The organism is Pseudomonas sp. WT-JTC, from assembly GCF_056711565.1.
The window spans coordinates 5,550,808-5,571,019 of record NZ_CM160042.1 but is presented as its reverse complement, the minus strand read 5'-3'; the positions used below and the strand labels follow the sequence as shown (position 1 = coordinate 5,571,019).

The window sequence follows — 20,212 nt, the reverse complement described above, 5'->3', positions numbered from 1 at the left end:
TCCGCGCCTTGACGGTGTGGTGGGCGCATTCCTATAGTGTGCGCAAGTGGCGGAAAGTGGCATGAAGTGGGTTTTTTGAACTCAAAACGCTAGAATTTGGAGAAACGCTGACGTGTTTCGCGGAGCCAACGCTATCAGTCTCGATGCAAAGGGCCGTCTCGCAATGCCGAGCCGGTACCGTGACGAGCTCGATTCGCGTAGTTCCGGTCAATTGATCGTAACAATTGATGCCGTTGATCCTTGTTTGTGTGTTTACCCCCTCGATGAGTGGGAAATTATTGAAACCAAACTGCGCGCACTGCCTTCGCTTCGCGAAGAGAACCGCCGCCTGCAACGTTTACTGATTGGTAATGCCGTCGACCTTGAGCTCGATGGCAGTGGTCGTTTCCTGGTTCCACCGCGTCTTCGTGAATATGCCAAGTTGGATAAGCGCGCGATGCTGGTAGGCCAACTGAACAAGTTCCAATTGTGGGACGAGGATGCCTGGAACGCGGTTTCTGCCGCTGACCTGGCTGCTATTCAACAACCGGGCGCTATGCCTGACGAACTGCGTGATTTGATCCTGTGACTATTGATAGCGGCTTTAACCACATCACCGTACTGCTTGACGAAGCCGTCGAGGCTCTCGCCGTACGTCCTGATGGCTGCTATCTGGACGGCACGTTCGGGCGCGGCGGGCACAGCCGGTTGATTCTCAGCCAGCTCGGCCCCGACGGCCGGTTGCTGGGATTCGATAAAGATCCACAAGCGATTGCCACCGGGCAGACGCTAGCGGCCGAAGACGGCCGCTTTGTCGTTGTGCAGCGCAGCTTTGCCGAACTCGGTTCGGAAGTCGCCGAGCGCGGTCTGGCCGGCAAGGTCAGCGGCGTTCTGCTGGATCTTGGCGTATCCTCGCCTCAGCTCGACGACCCTGAGCGCGGTTTCAGTTTCCTCAACGACGGTCCGCTGGACATGCGCATGGATCCGTCCCGTGGCATCAGCGCCGCCGAATTCGTCAACACCGCACCCGTGGAAGAAATCGCCCGTGTGTTCAAGGAATACGGCGAAGAGCGTTTCTCCGGTCGCATGGCCCGTGCCGTGGTCGAGCGCCGCGACATCAAGCCATTCGAGCGCACCGGTGACCTGGCGGAAGTCCTGAAGGTCGCCAACCCGGCGTGGGAAAAGGGCAAGAACCCTGCAACCCGTGCGTTCCAGGGATTGCGTATTCACGTCAACAACGAACTGGGCGATCTGGAGACCGGGCTCGAAGCCGCGCTGGAGTGCCTGGAAGTGGGTGGTCGCCTGGTGGTGATCAGCTTTCATTCGCTGGAAGATCGCATCGTCAAACTGTTCATGCGCAAGCTGGTGAAAGGCGAAGCCGACAACCTGCCGCGCAACCTGCCGGTTCGGCACGTCGCCTTCGAACCGAAAATCAAAGTCCATGGCAAAGCGCAGACGGCCTCCGACGCCGAACTGAAAGCCAACCCACGTTCCCGTAGTGCTGTCATGCGTGTGGCGGAGAAGCTGCGGTGAGCAAGCTTTTCGCCAAGCCATTGCCCGGCGGAAGCTTTTTCATGCTGCTGCTGTTTGTTGCCGTGCTCGTTTCGGCCATCGGCGTGTCTTACAGCGCCCACTGGAATCGCCAGTTGTTGAACACGCTGTACAACGAATTGAGCGTGCGCGACAAGGCGCAAGCCGAGTGGGGCCGGTTGATTCTGGAACAGAGCACCTGGACCGCCCACAGCCGTATCGAAGTGCTGGCCACCGAACAATTGAAAATGCACATCCCCGGTGCCGCTGACGTGAAGATGGTGGCGCCATGATGAAACTCGAAGGTGCACTCTTTCCCTGGCGGTTCCGTGTGGTCCTGGGTTTGCTGGGCGTCATGGTGGCTGCTATCTGCTGGCGCATCATCGATCTGCAAGTGGTCGACCGTGACTTCCTTAAAGGTCAGGGCGATGCGCGCAGTGTGCGTCATATTCCGATTCCGGCTCACCGTGGTCTGATCACCGACCGTAACGGCGAGCCTTTGGCTGTCAGTACCCCGGTGACCACGCTGTGGGCCAACGCCAAGGAAATGCAGTTGGAGAAAGACAAGTGGCCAGCACTGGCCGCAGCGCTGGGGCAAGATCCCAAAGCCCTGACCGAGCGTCTTGAAGCCCAGGCCAACAAAGAATTCATCTACCTGGTGCGCGGGCTGACGCCGGAGCAGGGGCAGGCCGTGCTCGACCTGAAGGTGCCGGGTGTCTACGGCATCGAAGAGTTCCGGCGTTTTTATCCTGCCGGCGAAGTCACCGCCCATATGGTCGGTTTTACCGACATCGACGATCACGGTCGTGAAGGTGTCGAACTGGCCTACGACGAATGGCTGGCCGGGGTCCCCGGCAAGCGCCAGGTGATCAAGGACCGGCGCGGCCGGCTGATCAAGGATGTCCAGGTCACCAAAAACGCCAAGGCCGGCAAGCCCTTGGCGTTGTCCATTGACCTGCGCCTGCAATACCTGGCCAACCGCGAATTGCGCAACGCGATCATCGAGAACGGCGCCAAGGCCGGCAGCCTGGTGATCATGGACGTGAAGACCGGCGAGATTCTCGCGATGGTCAACCAGCCGACCTACAACCCGAACAACCGTCGCAACCTGCAGCCGGCAATGATGCGTAACCGCGCGATGATCGACGTGTTCGAACCCGGTTCGACCATGAAAGCGATCTCGATGAGCGCCGCGATCGAAACCGGCCGCTGGAAGCCGAGCGACACTGTCGAGGTGTATCCGGGCTCGTTGCAGATCGGCAAGTACACCATCAAGGACGTATCCAAGACCGAAGGCCCGGTGCTCGACCTGACCGGCATTCTGATCAACTCCAGTAACGTCGGCATGAGCAAGGTCGCGTTCGACATCGGCGGCGAAACGATTTTCCGCCTTGCGCAGAAAGTCGGCCTTGGCCAGGACACCGGCCTGGGCTTCCCGGGCGAGCGCGTCGGCAACCTGCCGAACTACCGTGAATGGCGCAAGGCAGAAACCGCCACGCTGTCCTACGGCTACGGTATCTCCGTGACCGCGATCCAGTTGGTCCACGCCTTCTCGGCCCTGGCCAACAACGGTCGCCTCGCACCTTTGACGCTGATCAAGACCGACAAGCCGCCGCAGACTACCCAGGTGCTGCCGGAGGCCGTCGCGAAAACCATGCAAGGCATGCTGCAACAAGTGATCGAGGCCCCGCGCGGCGTGTTCCGTGCGCAAGTGCCGGCGTATCACGTGGGCGGCAAGTCCGGTACCGCTCGTAAAACATCGGTTGGTACCAAGGGGTACGCCGAGAACTCCTACCGTTCGCTGTTCGCCGGTTTCGGCCCGATGAGCGATCCGCGTTACGCCATCGTGGTCGTAATCGATGAGCCGACCAAGGCCGGTTACTTCGGCGGCCTGGTTTCCGCGCCGGTGTTCAGCCGCGTGATGTCGGGCACCCTGCGCCTGATGAACATTACGCCGGACAACCTGCCACCTACTCAACAAGCGAACGCTACACCGGTCGTTCCGCTGAAAGCCAATGGAGGGCGCGGCTGATGTCTCTGAGCCTGAACAAGATTTTCCCTCACGCCGGCCACGATCTGCTGATTCGCGAGCTCGCCCTGGACAGCCGCAATGTTCGCGCGGGTGATCTGTTCCTCGCCGTGCCGGGCGGGAAGTTCGATGGGCGTGCGCACATTGCCGACGCGTTGCAGCGCGGTGCTGCTGCAGTGGCCTATGAAGTCGAAGGCGCCACGGTCCTGCCGATCGCTGAAGTGCCGCTGATTCCGGTCAAGGGGCTAGCGGCGCAGTTGTCGGACATCGCCGGGCGTTTTTATGGCGAGCCGAGCCATCACCTGAACCTGGTGGGCGTCACCGGCACCAACGGCAAGACCAGCGTGACTCAATTGGTCGCCCAGGCACTGGACCTGCTTGGCCAGCACTGCGGCCTGGTTGGCACACTCGGTTGCGGTTTCTATGGCGCGCTGGAAAGCGGTCTGCACACCACACCGAATCCGATTGCCATGCAAGCGACCCTGGCGGACCTGAAAAAGGCCGGGGCCAAAGCCGTGGCGATGGAAGTTTCTTCCCACGGCCTGGACCAGGGCCGTGTGACGGCATTGGCCTTCGATGTGGCGGTGATGACCAACCTGTCCCGCGATCATCTGGATTACCACGGCACCATGCAGGCTTACGGCGAAACGAAGGCCAGGCTGTTTGCGTGGAATGATTTGAAATGCCGCGTGGTCAACCTCGACGACGAGTTTGGCCGGCAGTTGGCCGCGGACAAGCGCGAGTCGCGACTGATCACCTATAGCCTGGAAGATTCCAGTGCCTACCTGTATTGCCGCCAGGCGCAATTCGACGACGAAGGCGTGCGCGCCACGCTGGTCACGCCACAGGGCGAGCATCTCTTGCGTAGCGCTTTGCTCGGTCGCTTCAATCTGAGCAATGTCCTGGCGGCGGTCGGCGCGTTGCTCGGTCTGGATTACGCACTGGACGAAATCCTCAAGGTGCTGCCGAAGCTCGAAGGCCCGGCCGGTCGCATGCAGCGACTGGGCGGTGGCTCGCAGCCGTTGGTGGTGGTCGATTACGCCCACACCCCGGATGCCCTGGAAAAGGTCCTGATGGCCCTGCGTCCTCACGCCAGAGGCCGATTGCTGTGCCTGTTCGGTTGCGGTGGTGATCGCGATCGCGGCAAGCGTCCGCTGATGGCTGAAGTGGTCGAGCGCCTGGCCGATGGCGTGCTGGTCACCGACGACAATCCGCGTACCGAAGACCCCTCGGTGATTTTCGATGACATCCGCGCCGGTTTCACGGCTGTGGATAAAGTGGAGTTCGTTGCCGGTCGTGGTCAGGCGATTGCCCGGTTGATCGCCAGTGCCTCGGTGGACGACGTGATTGTCCTGGCCGGCAAAGGTCACGAGGACTATCAGGAAATCAATGGCGAGCGTCATGCCTTTTCCGATCTGGTCGAGGCTGATCATGCCTTGAACGCTTGGGAGGTGGCCCATGCTTGAGGCCTTGAAACTGAGCGAACTGACCGGTGCGCTGAATGCTCGCCTGGTGTCCACCGATGCCAGTTTCGACGGCGTCAGCATCGACAGCCGCGCGATCAAACCGGGCCAACTGTTCATTGCTCTGGCCGGTCCGCGTTTTGACGGTCATGACTATCTGAATGAAGTCGCCGCCAAAGGCGCGGTCGCGGCGTTGGTCGAGCGCGAAGTCGCCGATAGCACCTTGCCGCAATTGCTGGTCAAGGACACCCGCCAGGCCCTCGGCCAGTTGGGCGCGCTGAATCGTGCGGCGTTCACCAAGCCTGTCGCAGCCGTCACCGGCTCCAGCGGCAAGACCACGGTCAAGGAAATGCTCGCAAGCATCCTGCGTACCCGCGGTTCGGTCCTGGCGACCCGTGGCAATCTGAACAACGACCTCGGCGTGCCGCTGACCCTGCTGGAACTCGCCCCGGAACACAACGCGGCGGTAATCGAGTTGGGCGCTTCGCGTCTGGGTGAAATTGCTTATACCGTGGGGCTGACCAAGCCACACGTGGCAATCCTCAACAACGCAGGGACCGCCCACGTCGGCGAGTTCGGCGGGCCGGAGAAAATCGTTGAGGCCAAGGGCGAAATCATCGAAGGGCTGGCGGCCGATGGCGTCGCCGTGCTCAACCTCGATGACAAGGCGTTTGGCATCTGGAAAGCCCGCGCAGGCGCCCGCAAGGTGCTGACGTTCGCCCTGAGCAACACTCAGGCAGATTTCCATGCCAGTGACCTGGCCACCGATGCTCGTGGTTGCCCGGCGTTCAATCTGCACAGTCCTGAAGGTGTGGAGCGCGTTCAACTGAACCTGCTCGGCACCCATAACGTCGCTAACGCAATGGCCGCCGCGGCGGCTGCCCATGCCTTGGGTGTGTCGCTGCCTGGTATCGCCTCCGGCCTTGGCGCGGTGCAACCGGTCAAGGGGCGCACCGTTGCGCAATTGGCCAGCAACGGCATGCGCGTGATCGATGACACTTACAACGCGAACCCCACCTCCATGTGCGCTGCCGTTGATATACTGGCCGGCTTTTCCGGTCGCACCGTCCTGGTGCTCGGAGATATCGGCGAGTTGGGCGAATGGGCGGAGCAGGGGCACCGCGACGTGGGTGCGTACGCCCGTGGCAAGGTTTCTGCGCTGTACGCCGTCGGGCCAATGATGGCTCACGCCGTGAACGCATTCGGTCCTCAGGCTTTTCACTTCAGCACGCAGGCTGAGCTGATCAAGGCCCTGGACGCCGAGCAAGACACAAACACCACCATTTTGATCAAGGGGTCGCGCAGCGCTGCGATGGAAAACGTCGTCGCCGCCTTGTGCGGGTCCAGTCTGGAGAAACATTAATGCTGCTGCTGCTAGCGGAGTATCTGCAACAGTTCTACAAAGGCTTCGCGGTCTTCCAGTACCTGACCCTGCGCGGGATTCTCGGTGTACTGACCGCGCTGGTCTTGTCGCTGTGCTATGGCCCGTGGATGATCCGCACGTTGCAGAACCGTCAGATCGGTCAATCCGTTCGCAACGACGGCCCGCAGTCGCACCTGTCCAAGTCGGGCACTCCGACCATGGGCGGCGCGCTGATCCTGTCCTCCATCGGTGTCAGCACCCTGCTCTGGGCTGACCTGACCAACCGTTACGTCTGGGTCGTACTGCTGGTGACCTTGCTGTTCGGCGCCATCGGCTGGGTTGATGACTACCGCAAGGTCATCGAGAAAAACTCCCGCGGCCTGCCTAGCCGCTGGAAGTATTTCTGGCAGTCGGTATTTGGCCTGGGCGCAGCGATCTTCCTGTATGTGACCGCCGCCACTCCGGTGGAAACCACGCTGATCCTGCCGATGCTCAAGGACTACAGCATTCCGCTGGGCGCAGGCTTCATCGTCCTGACCTATTTCGTGATTGTCGGTTCGAGCAACGCGGTCAACCTGACCGACGGCCTCGACGGTCTGGCGATCATGCCGACGGTGATGGTGGGCGGCGGCCTGGGCATTTTCTGCTACCTGTCGGGTAACGTGAAATTCGCTGAATACCTGCTGATTCCTTACGTACCGGGCGCGGGGGAGCTGATTGTGTTCTGCGGCGCGTTGATCGGTGCGGGCCTGGGCTTCCTCTGGTTCAACACCTATCCGGCACAAGTCTTCATGGGCGACGTCGGCGCACTGGCGCTGGGCGCGGCCCTGGGCACCATCGCGGTGATCGTCCGTCAGGAAATCGTCCTGTTCATCATGGGCGGTGTGTTCGTGATGGAAACCCTGTCCGTGGTCATTCAGGTCGCCTCTTTCAAGCTGACCGGTCGTCGCGTATTCCGCATGGCGCCCATTCACCACCATTTTGAACTCAAGGGTTGGCCCGAGCCGCGCGTGATCGTCCGTTTTTGGATCATCACCGTGATTCTCGTGCTGATCGGCCTTGCCACCCTGAAGCTGAGGTAGAAATTCGTGTCTCTGATCGCTTCTGACCACTTCCGCATCGTTGTCGGCCTCGGCAAGAGCGGCATGTCCCTGGTTCGCTTCCTGGCGAACCGGGGCGTGGCGTTTGCCGTGGCCGATACGCGGGAAAATCCACCGGAACTGGCCACGCTCAAGCGTGACTATCCGCACGTGGAAGTGCGTTGTGGCGAGCTGGACGTCGAGTTCCTGTGCCGTGCCGACGAGCTCTACGTGAGCCCCGGCCTGGCGCTGGCGACCCCGGCCCTGCAGGCCGCCGCCGCCCGTGGCGTGAAACTGTCCGGCGACATCGAGCTGTTCGCGCGTAACGCGAAGGCGCCGATCGTGGCCATCAGCGGCTCCAACGCGAAAAGCACCGTCACCACCCTGGTCGGCGAAATGGCGGCTGCGGCCGGCAAGCGCGTCGCGGTGGGCGGCAACCTCGGCACCCCGGCGCTGGATCTGCTCAGTGACGACGTCGAGCTGTACGTGATGGAACTGTCGAGCTTCCAGCTGGAAACCACCGACCAGCTCAATGCTGAAGTGGCGACCGTGCTCAACATCAGCGAAGACCACATGGATCGCTACAGCGGTCTGCCGGCGTACCACTTGGCCAAGCACCGGATCTTCCGTGGCGCGAAACAGTTCGTGGTCAATCGTCAGGATGCGCTGACCCGTCCGCTGATCGGCGAGGGCCAGCCGTGCTGGACCTTCGGTCTGAACAAACCGGACTTCAAGGCGTTCGGTATCCGTGAAGAAGATGGCGAGAAATACCTGGCCTTCGAATTCCAGAACCTGATGCCGGTGCGCGAGTTGAAGATTCGCGGCGCCCATAACCAGTCCAACGCCCTCGCGGCCCTGGCTCTGGGTCATGCCGTCGGCCTGCCGTTCGATGCCATGCTGTCGAGCCTGCGCACCTTCGCCGGCCTCGAGCATCGCTGCCAATGGGTCCGTGACCTCGACGGCGTGGGTTACTACAACGATTCCAAGGCCACCAACGTCGGTGCCGCGCTGGCCGCCATCGAAGGGCTGGGCGCGGACATCGAGGGCAAGGTCGTGCTGATAGCCGGTGGCGACGGCAAGGGTGCGGAGTTCAAGGATCTGCGCGCTCCGGTGGCGGCCAACTGCCGCGCCGTGGTGCTGATGGGCCGCGACTCCGACAAGATCGGCGAGGCCATCGGCGACGCCGTGCCGCTGATCCGCGCCGGCTCCCTGATCGAAGCTGTCGAGCAATGCCGCGCCGCCGCGCAGCCGGGCGACGTGGTGCTGCTGTCGCCAGCCTGCGCCAGTTTCGACATGTTCAAGAACTACGAAGACCGTGGTCACCAGTTCGTCCAAGCCGTGGAGGATCTGGTATGAGCCTGAGAGGCATCATCAAGCCGTACCCGTCGCCGATCATCACCGGGCGCGGTATCGACCTCGATTTCCCGATGCTCGCCGGTTGCCTGACGTTGCTCGGCCTGGGGCTGATCATGATTGCCTCTGCATCGACCGAAGTGGCGGCCGTGCAGTCGGGCAGCGCCCTCTACTACATGATTCGCCACCTTATTTACGTGGTGCTGGGCCTGGGTGCCTGCATCGTCACCATGATGATCCCGATTGCCACCTGGCAACGCCTGGGCTGGCTGATGCTGCTGGGTGCGTTCGGTTTGCTGGTGATGGTGATCATTCCGGGGATCGGCCGTGAGGTTAACGGCTCGATGCGCTGGATCGGCTTCAGTTTCTTCAACGTCCAGCCTTCCGAGATCGCCAAGGTGTTCGTGGTGATCTACCTCGCCGGTTATCTGGTGCGTCGCCAGAAAGAAGTGCGGGAAAGCTGGATGGGCTTTTTCAAGCCGTTCATCGTGTTGCTGCCGATGGCTGGCCTGCTGCTGATGGAACCGGACTTCGGTGCCACCGTCGTGATGATGGGGGCTGCGGCGGCGATGCTGTTCCTTGGCGGTGTCGGGCTGTTCCGTTTTTCCCTGATGGTGGTCCTGGCTGTCGGAGCGGTGGTGCTGTTGATTCAAATGCAGCCGTATCGAATGGCGCGCCTGACCAACTTTGCCGACCCGTGGGCCGACCAGTTCGGTGCCGGTTATCAGTTGTCCCAGGCATTGATCGCTTTCGGTCGTGGCGAATGGCTGGGTGTTGGCCTGGGCAACAGCGTACAGAAACAGTTCTACCTGCCGGAAGCCCACACCGACTTCGTGTTCTCGGTCCTGGCCGAAGAACTGGGCGCGGTGGGTTCGTTGTGCACCGTGGCACTGTTCGTCTTCGTGTGTATCCGCGGCATGTACATCGGTTTGTGGGCCGAGAAGGCCAAGCAGTTTTTTGCAGCTTATGTCGCCTACGGTTTGTCCTTCCTGTGGATTGGTCAATTCCTGATCAACATCGGCGTGAACGTGGGCTTGCTGCCGACCAAGGGGCTGACCTTGCCATTCCTCAGCTATGGCGGCAGTTCGTTGGTTATTTGCTGTGCCTGTCTCGGCTTGTTGCTGCGCATCGAGTGGGAAAGTCGAACCCACCTGGGCAGCGAGGAGATGGAGTTCCATGAAAGCGACTTCGCCGAGGAGCCGAACCATGGGCGCTAACGTGATGATCATGGCCGGCGGCACCGGTGGCCACGTGTTCCCGGCACTGGCCTGTGCCCGTGAATTCCAGGCGCGCGGCTATACCGTGCACTGGCTTGGCACTCCGCGTGGCATCGAGAACGACCTGGTGCCGGCGGCCGGTATCGAACTGCACCGGATCAACGCCAGTGGTCTGCGCGGCAAGGGCAAGCTGTCGCTGCTCAAGGCACCGTTCATGTTGCTCAAGTCGGTCTGGCAGGCGCGGGCGATCATTCGCCGTCTGCAACCGGTCTGCGTCGTGGGCTTTGGTGGTTTTGTGACCGGTCCTGGCGGTGTTGCGGCAAAACTGGCCGGTGTGCCGGTGATCGTTCACGAGCAGAACGCCGTGGCCGGTACCGCCAATCGGTTGCTGGTGCCGTTGGCCGCCCGAGTCTGTGAAGCGTTCCCCGACACCTTTACCCTGTCGGACAGCCGCCGGACTACCGGTAATCCGGTGCGCACCGAGCTGTTCCTCGAGACATCGCGACCAGCCCTGGCTGGTCGCAAGGCGCGTTTGCTGATCCTGGGCGGAAGCCTGGGCGCAGAACCGTTGAACAAATTGCTGCCTGAAGCCCTGTCGCAAGTTGCTGTTGATTTGCGTCCGGAAGTGTTCCATCAGGCCGGCAAAAACCACGATGAAGTGACTGCAGAGCGCTATCGCGCGGCTGGCGTCGAAGCGCAGGTGCAGCCTTTCATCAAAGACATGGCCCAAGCCTATGGCTGGGCCGACCTGGTGGTATGTCGCGCAGGCGCGCTGACCATCAGTGAACTGGCCGCCGCCGGTCTGCCCTCGATGCTGGTGCCTTTGCCTCACGCCATCGACGATCACCAGACCCGCAACGCCGAATATTTGGCCCGTGAAGGCGCAGCCTTCCTGATGCCGCAAAGAACGACTGGTGCAGCGGATCTTGCCGCTCGCCTGACAGAGGTCCTGATGCAACCACAACGACTCAACGAAATGGCTACCGCGGCACGCCGCCTCGCCAAACCCGATGCCACCCGTAACGTGGTCGATAGCTGCCTGGAGGTGGCCCATGGTTGAGAGTCAGAAAGCCATGCCGCAACCGGAAATGCGCCGTATCCGTCGCATCCACTTCGTCGGTATCGGCGGTGTGGGCATGTGCGGGATTGCCGAAGTGTTGCTGAACCTGGGTTATGCCGTGTCCGGTTCCGACCTCAAGGCCTCGCCGGTGACTGAACGCCTGGAGTCCTTCGGGGCACAGATCTTCATCGGCCACCGCGCCGAGAACGCCGCTGCCGCCGACGTGCTGGTGGTGTCGAGTGCCGTGAACACGTCCAACCCGGAAGTCGCTACCGCGCTGGAACGCCGTATTCCGGTGGTGCCGCGTGCAGAGATGCTGGCTGAGCTGATGCGTTATCGCCACGGTATCGCCGTTGCCGGTACCCACGGCAAAACCACCACCACCAGCCTGATCGCTTCGGTGTTTGCGGCCGGTGGCCTGGACCCGACGTTCGTGATCGGTGGCCGCCTGAATGCCGCGGGTACCAATGCCCAGCTTGGCACCAGCCGTTACCTGATCGCCGAAGCCGACGAAAGCGATGCCAGCTTCCTGCACCTGCAGCCGCTGGTGGCCGTGGTCACCAACATCGACGCCGATCACATGGCGACCTACGACGGTGACTTCAACAAGCTGAAGAAAACCTTCGTCGAATTCCTGCACAACCTGCCGTTCTACGGTCTGGCGGTGGTGTGCCTGGACGATCCGGTGGTGCGTGAAATCCTGCCATTGGTCAAACGCCCGACAGTCACCTATGGCTTCGGCGAAGACTGCGACGTGCGCGCCATCAACGTGCGCCAGCAAGGCATGCAGACCTTCTTCACCGTGCTGCGCCCTGACCGCGAGCCGCTGGATGTTTCAGTGAACATGCCGGGCAACCACAACGTATTGAACGCTCTGGCAACCATCTGCATTGCCAGCGACGAAGGCGTCAGCGATGAAGCCATCGTCCAGGGTCTGTCCGGGTTCCAGGGTGTCGGTCGACGCTTCCAGGTCTACGGCGAACTGCCGGTGGACGGCGGCAATGTGATGCTGGTCGACGACTACGGTCACCACCCGACGGAAGTTGCGGCCGTGATCAAGGCCGTACGCGGTGGTTGGCCGGAGCGCCGCCTGGTGATGGTCTACCAGCCGCACCGCTACAGCCGCACCCGTGACCTGTACGACGATTTCGTCAATGTACTGGCCGACGCCAACGTACTGCTGCTGATGGAGGTCTATCCGGCCGGCGAAGAGCCGATTCCGGGTGCCGACAGCCGCAAGCTGTGCAACAGCATCCGTCAGCGTGGCCAGCTCGACCCGATCTACATCGAGCGTGGTGTCGACCTCGCGCCAGTGGTCAAGCCGCTGCTGCGCGCCGGCGACATCCTGCTGTGCCAGGGCGCCGGTGATATCGGCGGTCTCGCACCAAAACTGCTGAAGAGTGAGTTGTTCGCCGGGGCCGTTGCCGCGCCGGAGAAGGGGAAGTTGAAATGACTGCTGCCTACGCCAACCTGGTCTCCACGATCGCGCCGAAAGATTTCGGCCGCGTCGCCGTGCTGTTCGGCGGCAAGAGTGCCGAGCGTGAAGTCTCCCTGAAGTCGGGCAACGCTGTACTCGACGCGCTGCTGAGCGCCGGTGTGGACGCATTCGGCCTCGACGTAGGCGATGACCTGCTGCAGCGTCTGCAGAGCGAAAAGATCGACCGCGCCTTCATCATCCTCCACGGTCGTGGCGGTGAGGACGGCAGCATGCAGGGCCTGCTCGAATGCCTGGGCATTCCGTACACCGGCAGCGGCATCCTGGCGTCGGCCCTGGCCATGGACAAACTGCGCACCAAGCAGGTCTGGCACAGCCTGGGCATTCCGACGCCACGTCACGCAGTACTGAGCAGCGAGGCCGATTGTATTTCGGCGGCGACGGAACTGGGCTTCCCTTTGATCGTCAAACCGGCCCATGAAGGTTCAAGTATCGGGATGGCCAAAGTGAGTTCTGCGTCCGAGCTAATCGACGCATGGAAAGCGGCCAGTACCTACGATTCGCAAGTGTTGGTCGAGCAATGGATTCACGGTCCGGAGTTCACCATCGCCACCCTGCGTGACCAGGTGTTGCCACCGATTGCCCTGGGCACGACGCACAGCTTCTACGACTACGACGCCAAGTACATCGCCAACGATACCCAGTACCGCATTCCGTGCGGTCTGGACAGCGCCAAGGAACAGGAACTCATGGACCTCACGGCCAAAGCCTGTGAGGCGCTGGGTATCGCCGGTTGGGGCAGGGCAGACGTGATGCAGGACGCCGAAGGGCAGTTCTGGTTCCTGGAAGTCAACACTGCACCAGGCATGACCGATCACAGCCTGGTGCCGATGGCGGCCCGTGCCGCCGGTCTGGATTTCCAGCAACTGGTTCTGGCCATTCTGGCCGAGAGCGTTGCCGGCAACACTGCCGGTAACCAAGAGTCGACGAGAGGTTAAGGCCATGCAAGGCGCTCAGCTCAGACATCAGCCTCCCGCACCCGGCCGCAAGCCGGTGCCGCGGGGTGCCAGCCGAATGGTGGCCAAAGAGCCGATGTCTGCGCGCCTGCCGAAAGCCAATTTCGGCTTTCTGAAAAGCCTGTTCTGGCCGGTAGTGCTGGTGGCGTTGGGGTTCGGTACTTACGAAGGCGCCACTCGGCTGCTGCCGTATGCCGACCGGCCGATCACCAAGATCAATGTGCAGGGCGACTTGAGTTACATCAGCCAGCAAGCGGTGCAGCAGCGGATCGCCCCATACGTGGCGTCGAGCTTCTTCACCATCGACCTGGCGAGCATGCGCACCGAGCTGGAAACAATGCCGTGGATTGCCCACGCCGAAGTGCGCAGGGTGTGGCCGGATCAAGTGGTGATCCGCCTGGAAGAACAACTGCCGGTGGCCCGCTGGGGCGACGAGTCGCTGTTGAACAACCAGGGCCAGGCCTTCACTCCACGTGAGTTGGCGAACTACGAACACTTGCCTCAGCTGTTCGGCCCGCAGCGGGCTCAACAGCAAGTGATGCAGCAATACCAGGTATTGAGCCAGATGCTCAGGCCGCTGGGTTTCTCGATTGCACGCCTGGAACTGCGTGATCGCGGCAGCTGGTTCCTGACTACCGGCCCCGGCAGTGCCGGCCCGGGTATCGAACTGCTGCTGGGACGCGGCAACCAGGTGGAAAAGATGCGCCGTTTCATTGCCATCTATGACAAGACGCTCAAAGAACAGATTACGAACATTGCGCGCATCGATCTGCGCTACGCCAACGGCCTCGCTGTTGGCTGGCGGGAACCTGTAGCGCCGACGGCAGCCGTACCCGCTGTCGCGAAGAATTAAGAGAGGCAGGACCCATGGCAAACGTGCAAAGCGGCAAAATGATCGTCGGTCTCGATATCGGCACCTCCAAGGTGGTGGCGCTGGTGGGCGAGGTCGCGGACGACGGCACGCTGGAAATCGTCGGGATCGGCACCCATCCGTCCCGAGGCCTGAAAAAAGGCGTGGTGGTGAACATCGAGTCCACCGTGCAATCGATCCAGCGCGCCATCGAAGAAGCGCAGCTGATGGCTGGTTGCCGCATTCACTCGGCGTTCGTCGGCGTGGCCGGCAATCACATCCGCAGCCTGAACTCCCACGGCATCGTGGCGATTCGCGATCGCGAAGTCAGCTCGGCGGACCTTGAACGTGTGCTCGACGCAGCCCAGGCCGTGGCGATTCCGGCTGACCAGCGCGTGCTGCACACCCTGCCGCAGGATTATGTGATCGATAACCAGGAAGGCGTCCGCGAGCCGCTGGGCATGTCCGGCGTGCGTCTGGAGGCCAAGGTCCACGTGGTCACCTGCGCCGTCAACGCCGCACAGAACATTGAAAAATGCGTGCGTCGCTGCGGTCTGGAAATCGACGACATCATTCTCGAACAGCTTGCTTCCGCGTACTCGGTGCTGACCGATGACGAGAAAGAGCTGGGCGTGTGCCTGGTGGACATCGGTGGCGGCACCACCGACATCGCGATCTTCACCGAAGGCGCGATCCGTCACACCGCGGTGATCCCGATTGCCGGTGACCAGGTGACCAACGACATCGCCATGGCGTTGCGCACTCCGACCCAGTACGCCGAAGAAATCAAGATTCGCTACGCCTGCGCCCTGGCCAAGCTGGCCGGTGCCGGTGAAACCATCAAGGTGCCAAGCGTTGGCGACCGTCCGCCGCGTGAGCTGTCCCGCCAGGCCCTGGCCGAAGTGGTCGAGCCGCGCTACGACGAACTGTTCACGCTGATCCAGGCCGAACTGCGCCGCAGCGGCTACGAAGACCTGATCCCGGCCGGCATCGTGCTGACCGGCGGTACGTCGAAGATGGAAGGCGCTACCGAACTGGCCGAGGAAATCTTCCATATGCCGGTCCGCCTGGGCGTGCCTCACGGCGTGAAGGGTCTGGATGACGTAGTACGCAACCCGATCTATTCCACCGGCGTCGGCCTGTTGATGTACGGCCTGCAGAAGCAGTCCGACGGCATCTCGTTCTCGGGCATCGGCAGCCGCGACAGCTACAGCAACGAAGAGCCACAGGCTCCGCTGCTGGACCGCCTGAAGAAGTGGGTCCAGGGCAATTTCTGAAGATTTACCGCTACACCGTTACACCGAAGCACGCAGTAGGCGAAAAAACTAGAGAATGTAAAGGAGAGGGAAAATGTTCGAACTCGTAGACAACATCCCCGCAAGCCCGGTAATCAAAGTTATCGGTGTCGGCGGTGGCGGCGGCAACGCTGTCAACCACATGGTCAAGAGCAACATCGAAGGCGTCGAGTTCATCTGCGCCAACACCGATGCTCAAGCGCTGAAAAACATCGGCGCGCGCACCATCCTGCAACTGGGCACCGGCGTGACCAAGGGCCTGGGCGCTGGCGCCAACCCTGAAGTCGGCCGTCAAGCCGCTCTGGAAGACCGTGAGCGCATTGCCGAAGTGCTGGCCGGCACCAACATGGTGTTCATCACCACTGGCATGGGCGGCGGTACCGGTACCGGTGCTGCGCCGATCATCGCCGAAGTGGCCAAGGAAATGGGCATCCTCACCGTTGCGGTGGTGACCCGTCCGTTCCCGTTCGAAGGCCGCAAGCGTATGCAGATCGCCGACGAAGGCATTCGCATGCTCTCCGAAAGCGTCGACTCGTTGATCACCATTCCCAACGAGAAGCTGCTGACCATCCTCGGTAAAGACGCAAGCCTGCTGTCGGCTTTCGCCAAGGCTGACGATGTACTGGCCGGTGCCGTTCGCGGTATCTCCGACATCATCAAGCGTCCGGGCATGATCAACGTCGACTTCGCCGACGTGCGTACCGTGATGAGCGAAATGGGCATGGCGATGATGGGCACTGGCTGCGCCAGCGGTCCGAACCGTGCACGCGAAGCCACCGAAGCGGCCATTCGCAACCCGCTGCTGGAAGACGTGAACCTGCAAGGCGCTCGCGGCATCCTGGTGAACATTACCGCCGGTCCGGATCTGTCCCTGGGTGAATACTCCGACGTGGGTAGCATCATCGAGGCATTCGCCTCCGAGCACGCGATGGTCAAGGTCGGTACCGTTATCGATCCGGACATGCGCGACGAGCTGCACGTGACCGTCGTTGCCACAGGTCTGGGCGCTAAAATCGAGAAGCCTGTGAAGGTCATCGACAACACCGTCCACACCTCGATGTCTGCACAGCCACAACAACAGGCCCCTGTTCGTCAGGAAGCTCCAGCGGTGAACTACCGTGACCTGGACCGTCCGACCGTCATGCGCAACCAGGCCCAGGCCGGTGCTGCGGCTGCCGCGAAGATGAATCCGCAAGATGACCTGGACTACCTGGACATCCCGGCTTTCCTGCGTCGACAGGCCGATTGATGAAATGTATCAGGGGTATTAGGGTGATTGGTGTTCAGCAAAGGCCTGGTCTGCTATCATCGCCAGCCTTTGTTGATACCAGTTCGCAATTTGCGCTGAAGCGGCCCATGCCATGATTAAACAACGCACCCTGAAGAATATTATCCGTGCCACAGGTGTCGGCCTGCACTCCGGGGAGAAGGTCTACCTGACCCTCAAGCCAGCGCCTGTCGACACCGGCATCGTGTTTTGTCGCGCCGACCTCGATCCCGTGGTGCAGATTCCTGCCCGCGCGGAAAACGTTGGTGAAACCACTATGTCGACCACGCTGGTTAACGGTGACGTCAAAGTGGACACGGTAGAGCACCTGCTCTCGGCCATGGCAGGCCTGGGCATCGATAACGCCTACGTCGAGCTCTCCGCGTCCGAAGTCCCGATCATGGATGGTAGCGCCGGACCTTTCGTATTCCTGATTCAATCGGCTGGCCTGGAAGAACAGGACGCCGCCAAGAAGTTCATCCGCATCCTGCGTGAAGTGACAGTGGAAGATGGCGACAAGCGCGCTACTTTCGTCCCTTTCGACGGGTTCAAGGTAAGCTTCGAGATCGATTTCGATCACCCGGTTTTCCGTGACCGCACACAAAGTGCAAGCGTGGATTTTTCCAGCACTTCGTTTGTAAAAGAAGTCAGCCGCGCCCGTACCTTTGGTTTCATGAGTGACATCGAGTACCTGCGCAAGCACAACCTCGCACTCGGCGGCAGCGTTGAAAACGCTATTGTGGTCGACGCCGATGGCGTACTGAACGAAGACGGCCTTCGCTATGAAGACGAATTCGTGAAGCACAAGATTCTCGATGCAATTGGTGACCTCTACCTGCTGGGCAATAGCCTGATTGGTGAATTCAAGGGCTTCAAGTCCGGCCACGCACTGAACAACCAGCTGCTGCGCAAGTTGATTGAGCAGACAGATGCCTGGGAAGTCGTGACGTTCGAAGACGCCAGCACTGCACCGATCTCTTACATGCGCCCGGTTGCGGCCGTGTAAGCAAAAAACCTCTCTAGTTTTTAAAGGCTGCCTTCGGGTGGCCTTTTTTTATGCCCTGAAGTTTGTATTGTCTGGGCTGGCCTCATCGCGAGCAAGCTCGCTCCTACAGGGGGGACGCGGTCAACTGTGGGAGCGGGCTTGCTCGCGAAGAGGCCAGTCGATTCAGTATGGAATTCAACGGGCACACACCACCCGATTACGCCCCCCGTCCTTGGCCTGATACAACGCCTTGTCCGCACTGAACAGCAATTGCTCCAGGCTGGTATCGCTGGTCGCCGTCCAGGTGGCAATGCCGATACTCACGCTCATCGGCGACTCACCCGGATCCACCAGCGGCAGTTTTTGCACCGCCCCACGGATATGTTCGGCGATCTGCCGCGCGCCTTCACTGCCGGTTTCCGCCAGAATTACCGAGAATTCCTCGCCACCATAGCGCGCCACCAGGTCTGCCGGGCGATGGACATTGGCGCGGATGACCTCGGCCAATGCCCGCAAGGCATCGTCGCCGGCCTGATGCCCGTGCCGGTCATTGAAGGCCTTGAAATGATCGGCATCGATCATCAGCAATGACAACGGCTTGCCGCTGCGCTGTGCACGAAACCATTCATGGCGCAGCGTCTGGTCAAGGGATCGACGGTTGGCCACACCGGTCAATGCATCGGTGGCCGCCAGTTGTGACAGTTCCTGCTCGGCATGTTGGCGCAGGCGCAGCTCGCGGCAGAGCAGCCAGGTCAGCCAGAACAAACCGATGCACAAAACCCCGGTAGCACCGCTGATCACATAGGCCGTGCGGCTCCAGGTGGCGAACACTTCATCGATGGAAAGGGCCACGATGACGGTCAGCGGCAGATTGCCGACCCGGGAAAAGGTGTACAGGCGTCGTTGATGGTCGACACTCGATACGCTTTCGAAGGTCCCACTGCGCTCCTGCAGTATGCGTACGACGTTGGGACGGTTGGAGAAGCTTTTGCCGATGGAGTTTTGTTCCCGGTACGGTTTCTGCGCCAGGAGAATCCCGTCATTGTTGATAATGGCCAGCGTACTGCCGGTGCCGATGTCGAGGCTGTTGAACAGCTGATCGAAGTAGCTCATGCGCATCGACGCCACCGCGACCCCCAGAAACTCACCCGTGGGTGAGGAAATGCGTCGGCTGAAACTGATGCGCCATTCGTCGCTGTCATCGCAGTCGCAGCGCGGCTTGAACGGTCGGCTGATGAACATGCCGGTGTCGCGATTGGCGACATGGGCCTGGAAATAGTCGCGGTCAGCGAAGTTGCCCGGTTTCGGTTCGATCAATGATGAGTCGGCCAGCACGTCGCCGTGCTTGTCCAGCAGCAGGATGTCGCCTTTGTAGCGCGCGGTGGTGGAGCGGTCGAACAGCACCAGATGGCGGATCTGCGGTGATACCTGTTTCAGGTCGTCCCGTTGGGCGGCGGCGATCAGGCCCTGCAAGGTCAAATCATAAAGCTCGACCGTACGCAGGACATCGGCATCGATCAGTTGCGCAATGGTGGTCGCGCTGCGTGTGGCGGTCTGCTGGGCATAGGCGTGTTCGCGGATCAGCAGGAACGTGACGATGCACAGGATCGAGATGACGGTCAGGGTGCTGCCGAGGATCACCATGATCTCCGGTCGCCCGGGCGGGCCTTGAATATGTGGGGTGCGGCTTGCGGTCATAGGGCTGACGTCTGTTAAAGGGACGTAGTAAGCGTAGTTGCATAAACGCAGCAGCCGAGTGAATCGCTTCTGTTGCTCGAACGATTGATCATTGCCATTCGTGTCAGTGACTTTCGTTGCAGCAATTGCAACGAAAGTTGAGTCGCCACGATAAAAAAAGCCGCTGACAGCAGCGGCTTTGAAGACAACTTTTCGAAGGGAAGAGCCGATGAAAAGCGTCGAGGGAAACAGGCGCGACAGGTATGGATCAGCTGTCTTTTTCGGCCCGTGGCTGGGTCTGGGTGCTGGATGCTTGCGGGGCCTGGGCATCTTGCGCAGTCTTGGCCGTCATTTCGATCCGGTGCTCTTCGAACGCCGCGGAGCGTGCAGCGTTATGCGCGACGAAAGTCTGCGATTCTTCCGCCATCGCCAATGGCGACAGGAACAAAGAGGACAAAACGAAAGCGCTGGCAATACCCATACTGTTGGACATCTTTAAAACCTTCTTGCTTGGCAAGTGCTGTTTGGTGCGGGCAAAGATAAGGATCTGGAGCGAAGGGAAAAAGAGCGGATTCATGAAAGGACTGTTGCGTCTATGGCAACAGTTGATTGGC

The 20,212-nt window shown here is 61.1% G+C and carries 18 protein-coding genes; 16 read left to right on the top strand and 2 right to left on the bottom strand.

Going from position 1 to position 20,212, the window contains the following annotated elements; translation table 11 throughout:
• Positions 1 to 112 precede the first annotated feature (112 nt).
• The 16 genes from mraZ to lpxC all read left to right on the top strand — a co-directional run bounded on the left by mraZ (position 113) and on the right by lpxC (position 17,942).
• Positions 113 to 568 carry a division/cell wall cluster transcriptional repressor MraZ gene (mraZ, locus tag AC06G5_RS25235; protein ID WP_007917012.1) on the top strand — a complete coding sequence of 152 codons (456 nt, stop codon included), beginning with the start codon at positions 113 to 115 and terminating at the stop codon, positions 566 to 568.
• Positions 565 to 1,512 (top strand): 16S rRNA (cytosine(1402)-N(4))-methyltransferase RsmH, encoded by a 948-nt coding sequence (rsmH, locus tag AC06G5_RS25230; RefSeq protein ID WP_008016693.1) that lies wholly within the window; start codon positions 565 to 567, stop codon positions 1,510 to 1,512. Before mraZ ends, rsmH begins: the two co-directional genes overlap by 4 nt.
• Positions 1,509 to 1,802: a cell division protein FtsL gene (gene ftsL, locus AC06G5_RS25225; protein WP_008016694.1), complete on the top strand. Its 294-nt coding sequence runs from the start codon at positions 1,509 to 1,511 to the stop codon at positions 1,800 to 1,802. The genes rsmH and ftsL overlap by 4 nt, the downstream gene beginning before the upstream one ends.
• Positions 1,802 to 3,541, top strand: coding sequence for a peptidoglycan D,D-transpeptidase FtsI family protein (locus AC06G5_RS25220; protein WP_181456704.1), 1,740 nt, complete (start codon positions 1,802 to 1,804; stop codon positions 3,539 to 3,541). The genes ftsL and AC06G5_RS25220 overlap by 1 nt, the downstream gene beginning before the upstream one ends.
• The gene (locus AC06G5_RS25215) at positions 3,541 to 5,004 is read left to right on the top strand and encodes a UDP-N-acetylmuramoyl-L-alanyl-D-glutamate--2,6-diaminopimelate ligase (RefSeq protein ID WP_413704032.1); all 1,464 of its coding nucleotides are present in this window, start codon (positions 3,541 to 3,543) and stop codon (positions 5,002 to 5,004) included. The genes AC06G5_RS25220 and AC06G5_RS25215 overlap by 1 nt, the downstream gene beginning before the upstream one ends.
• A complete protein-coding gene (locus AC06G5_RS25210; RefSeq protein ID WP_413427712.1) occupies positions 4,997 to 6,364 on the top strand; it encodes a UDP-N-acetylmuramoyl-tripeptide--D-alanyl-D-alanine ligase in 1,368 nt (455 codons plus the stop codon). The genes AC06G5_RS25215 and AC06G5_RS25210 overlap by 8 nt, the downstream gene beginning before the upstream one ends.
• On the top strand, positions 6,364 to 7,446 hold the full coding sequence (gene mraY / locus AC06G5_RS25205) for a phospho-N-acetylmuramoyl-pentapeptide-transferase (protein WP_007989886.1): 1,083 nt from the start codon (positions 6,364 to 6,366) through the stop codon (positions 7,444 to 7,446). Before AC06G5_RS25210 ends, mraY begins: the two co-directional genes overlap by 1 nt.
• A 6-nt stretch (positions 7,447 to 7,452) precedes the next feature.
• A complete protein-coding gene (gene murD / locus AC06G5_RS25200; protein WP_413704034.1) occupies positions 7,453 to 8,799 on the top strand; it encodes a UDP-N-acetylmuramoyl-L-alanine--D-glutamate ligase in 1,347 nt (448 codons plus the stop codon).
• Positions 8,796 to 10,013 carry a putative lipid II flippase FtsW gene (gene ftsW / locus AC06G5_RS25195; RefSeq protein ID WP_413428108.1) on the top strand — a complete coding sequence of 406 codons (1,218 nt, stop codon included), beginning with the start codon at positions 8,796 to 8,798 and terminating at the stop codon, positions 10,011 to 10,013. The genes murD and ftsW overlap by 4 nt, the downstream gene beginning before the upstream one ends.
• Positions 10,003 to 11,073 carry an undecaprenyldiphospho-muramoylpentapeptide beta-N-acetylglucosaminyltransferase gene (murG, locus tag AC06G5_RS25190; protein WP_413428109.1) on the top strand — a complete coding sequence of 357 codons (1,071 nt, stop codon included), beginning with the start codon at positions 10,003 to 10,005 and terminating at the stop codon, positions 11,071 to 11,073. The genes ftsW and murG overlap by 11 nt, the downstream gene beginning before the upstream one ends.
• Positions 11,066 to 12,526: a UDP-N-acetylmuramate--L-alanine ligase gene (gene murC, locus AC06G5_RS25185; RefSeq protein ID WP_413428110.1), complete on the top strand. Its 1,461-nt coding sequence runs from the start codon at positions 11,066 to 11,068 to the stop codon at positions 12,524 to 12,526. The genes murG and murC overlap by 8 nt, the downstream gene beginning before the upstream one ends.
• On the top strand, positions 12,523 to 13,506 hold the full coding sequence (locus AC06G5_RS25180; protein ID WP_480458538.1) for a D-alanine--D-alanine ligase: 984 nt from the start codon (positions 12,523 to 12,525) through the stop codon (positions 13,504 to 13,506). The genes murC and AC06G5_RS25180 overlap by 4 nt, the downstream gene beginning before the upstream one ends.
• 4 nt (positions 13,507 to 13,510) lie before the next feature.
• Positions 13,511 to 14,377, top strand: a complete 867-nt coding sequence (locus AC06G5_RS25175) for a cell division protein FtsQ/DivIB (RefSeq protein WP_413428112.1) — start codon at positions 13,511 to 13,513, stop codon at positions 14,375 to 14,377.
• 14 nt (positions 14,378 to 14,391) lie between these two features.
• The gene (ftsA, locus tag AC06G5_RS25170) at positions 14,392 to 15,651 is read left to right on the top strand and encodes a cell division protein FtsA (RefSeq protein WP_007989901.1); all 1,260 of its coding nucleotides are present in this window, start codon (positions 14,392 to 14,394) and stop codon (positions 15,649 to 15,651) included.
• A 73-nt stretch (positions 15,652 to 15,724) separates the two neighbouring features.
• Complete coding sequence (ftsZ, locus tag AC06G5_RS25165) at positions 15,725 to 16,918, top strand: cell division protein FtsZ (protein WP_223548556.1); 1,194 nt, start codon at positions 15,725 to 15,727, stop codon at positions 16,916 to 16,918.
• 112 nt (positions 16,919 to 17,030) lie between these two features.
• Positions 17,031 to 17,942 carry a UDP-3-O-acyl-N-acetylglucosamine deacetylase gene (gene lpxC / locus AC06G5_RS25160; RefSeq protein ID WP_008016709.1) on the top strand — a complete coding sequence of 304 codons (912 nt, stop codon included), beginning with the start codon at positions 17,031 to 17,033 and terminating at the stop codon, positions 17,940 to 17,942.
• 174 nt (positions 17,943 to 18,116) lie between these two features.
• On the opposite strand, the gene AC06G5_RS25155 is transcribed toward lpxC, so the two are convergent.
• Both AC06G5_RS25155 and AC06G5_RS25150 read right to left on the bottom strand, forming a co-directional pair.
• Positions 18,117 to 19,619 (bottom strand): sensor domain-containing diguanylate cyclase, encoded by a 1,503-nt coding sequence (locus AC06G5_RS25155; protein WP_480458537.1) that lies wholly within the window; start codon positions 19,617 to 19,619, stop codon positions 18,117 to 18,119.
• Positions 19,620 to 19,866: 247 nt separating this feature from the next.
• Positions 19,867 to 20,091: a hypothetical protein gene (locus AC06G5_RS25150; protein WP_480459928.1), complete on the bottom strand. Its 225-nt coding sequence runs from the start codon at positions 20,089 to 20,091 to the stop codon at positions 19,867 to 19,869.
• Between the last annotated feature and the right edge of the window lie 121 nt (positions 20,092 to 20,212).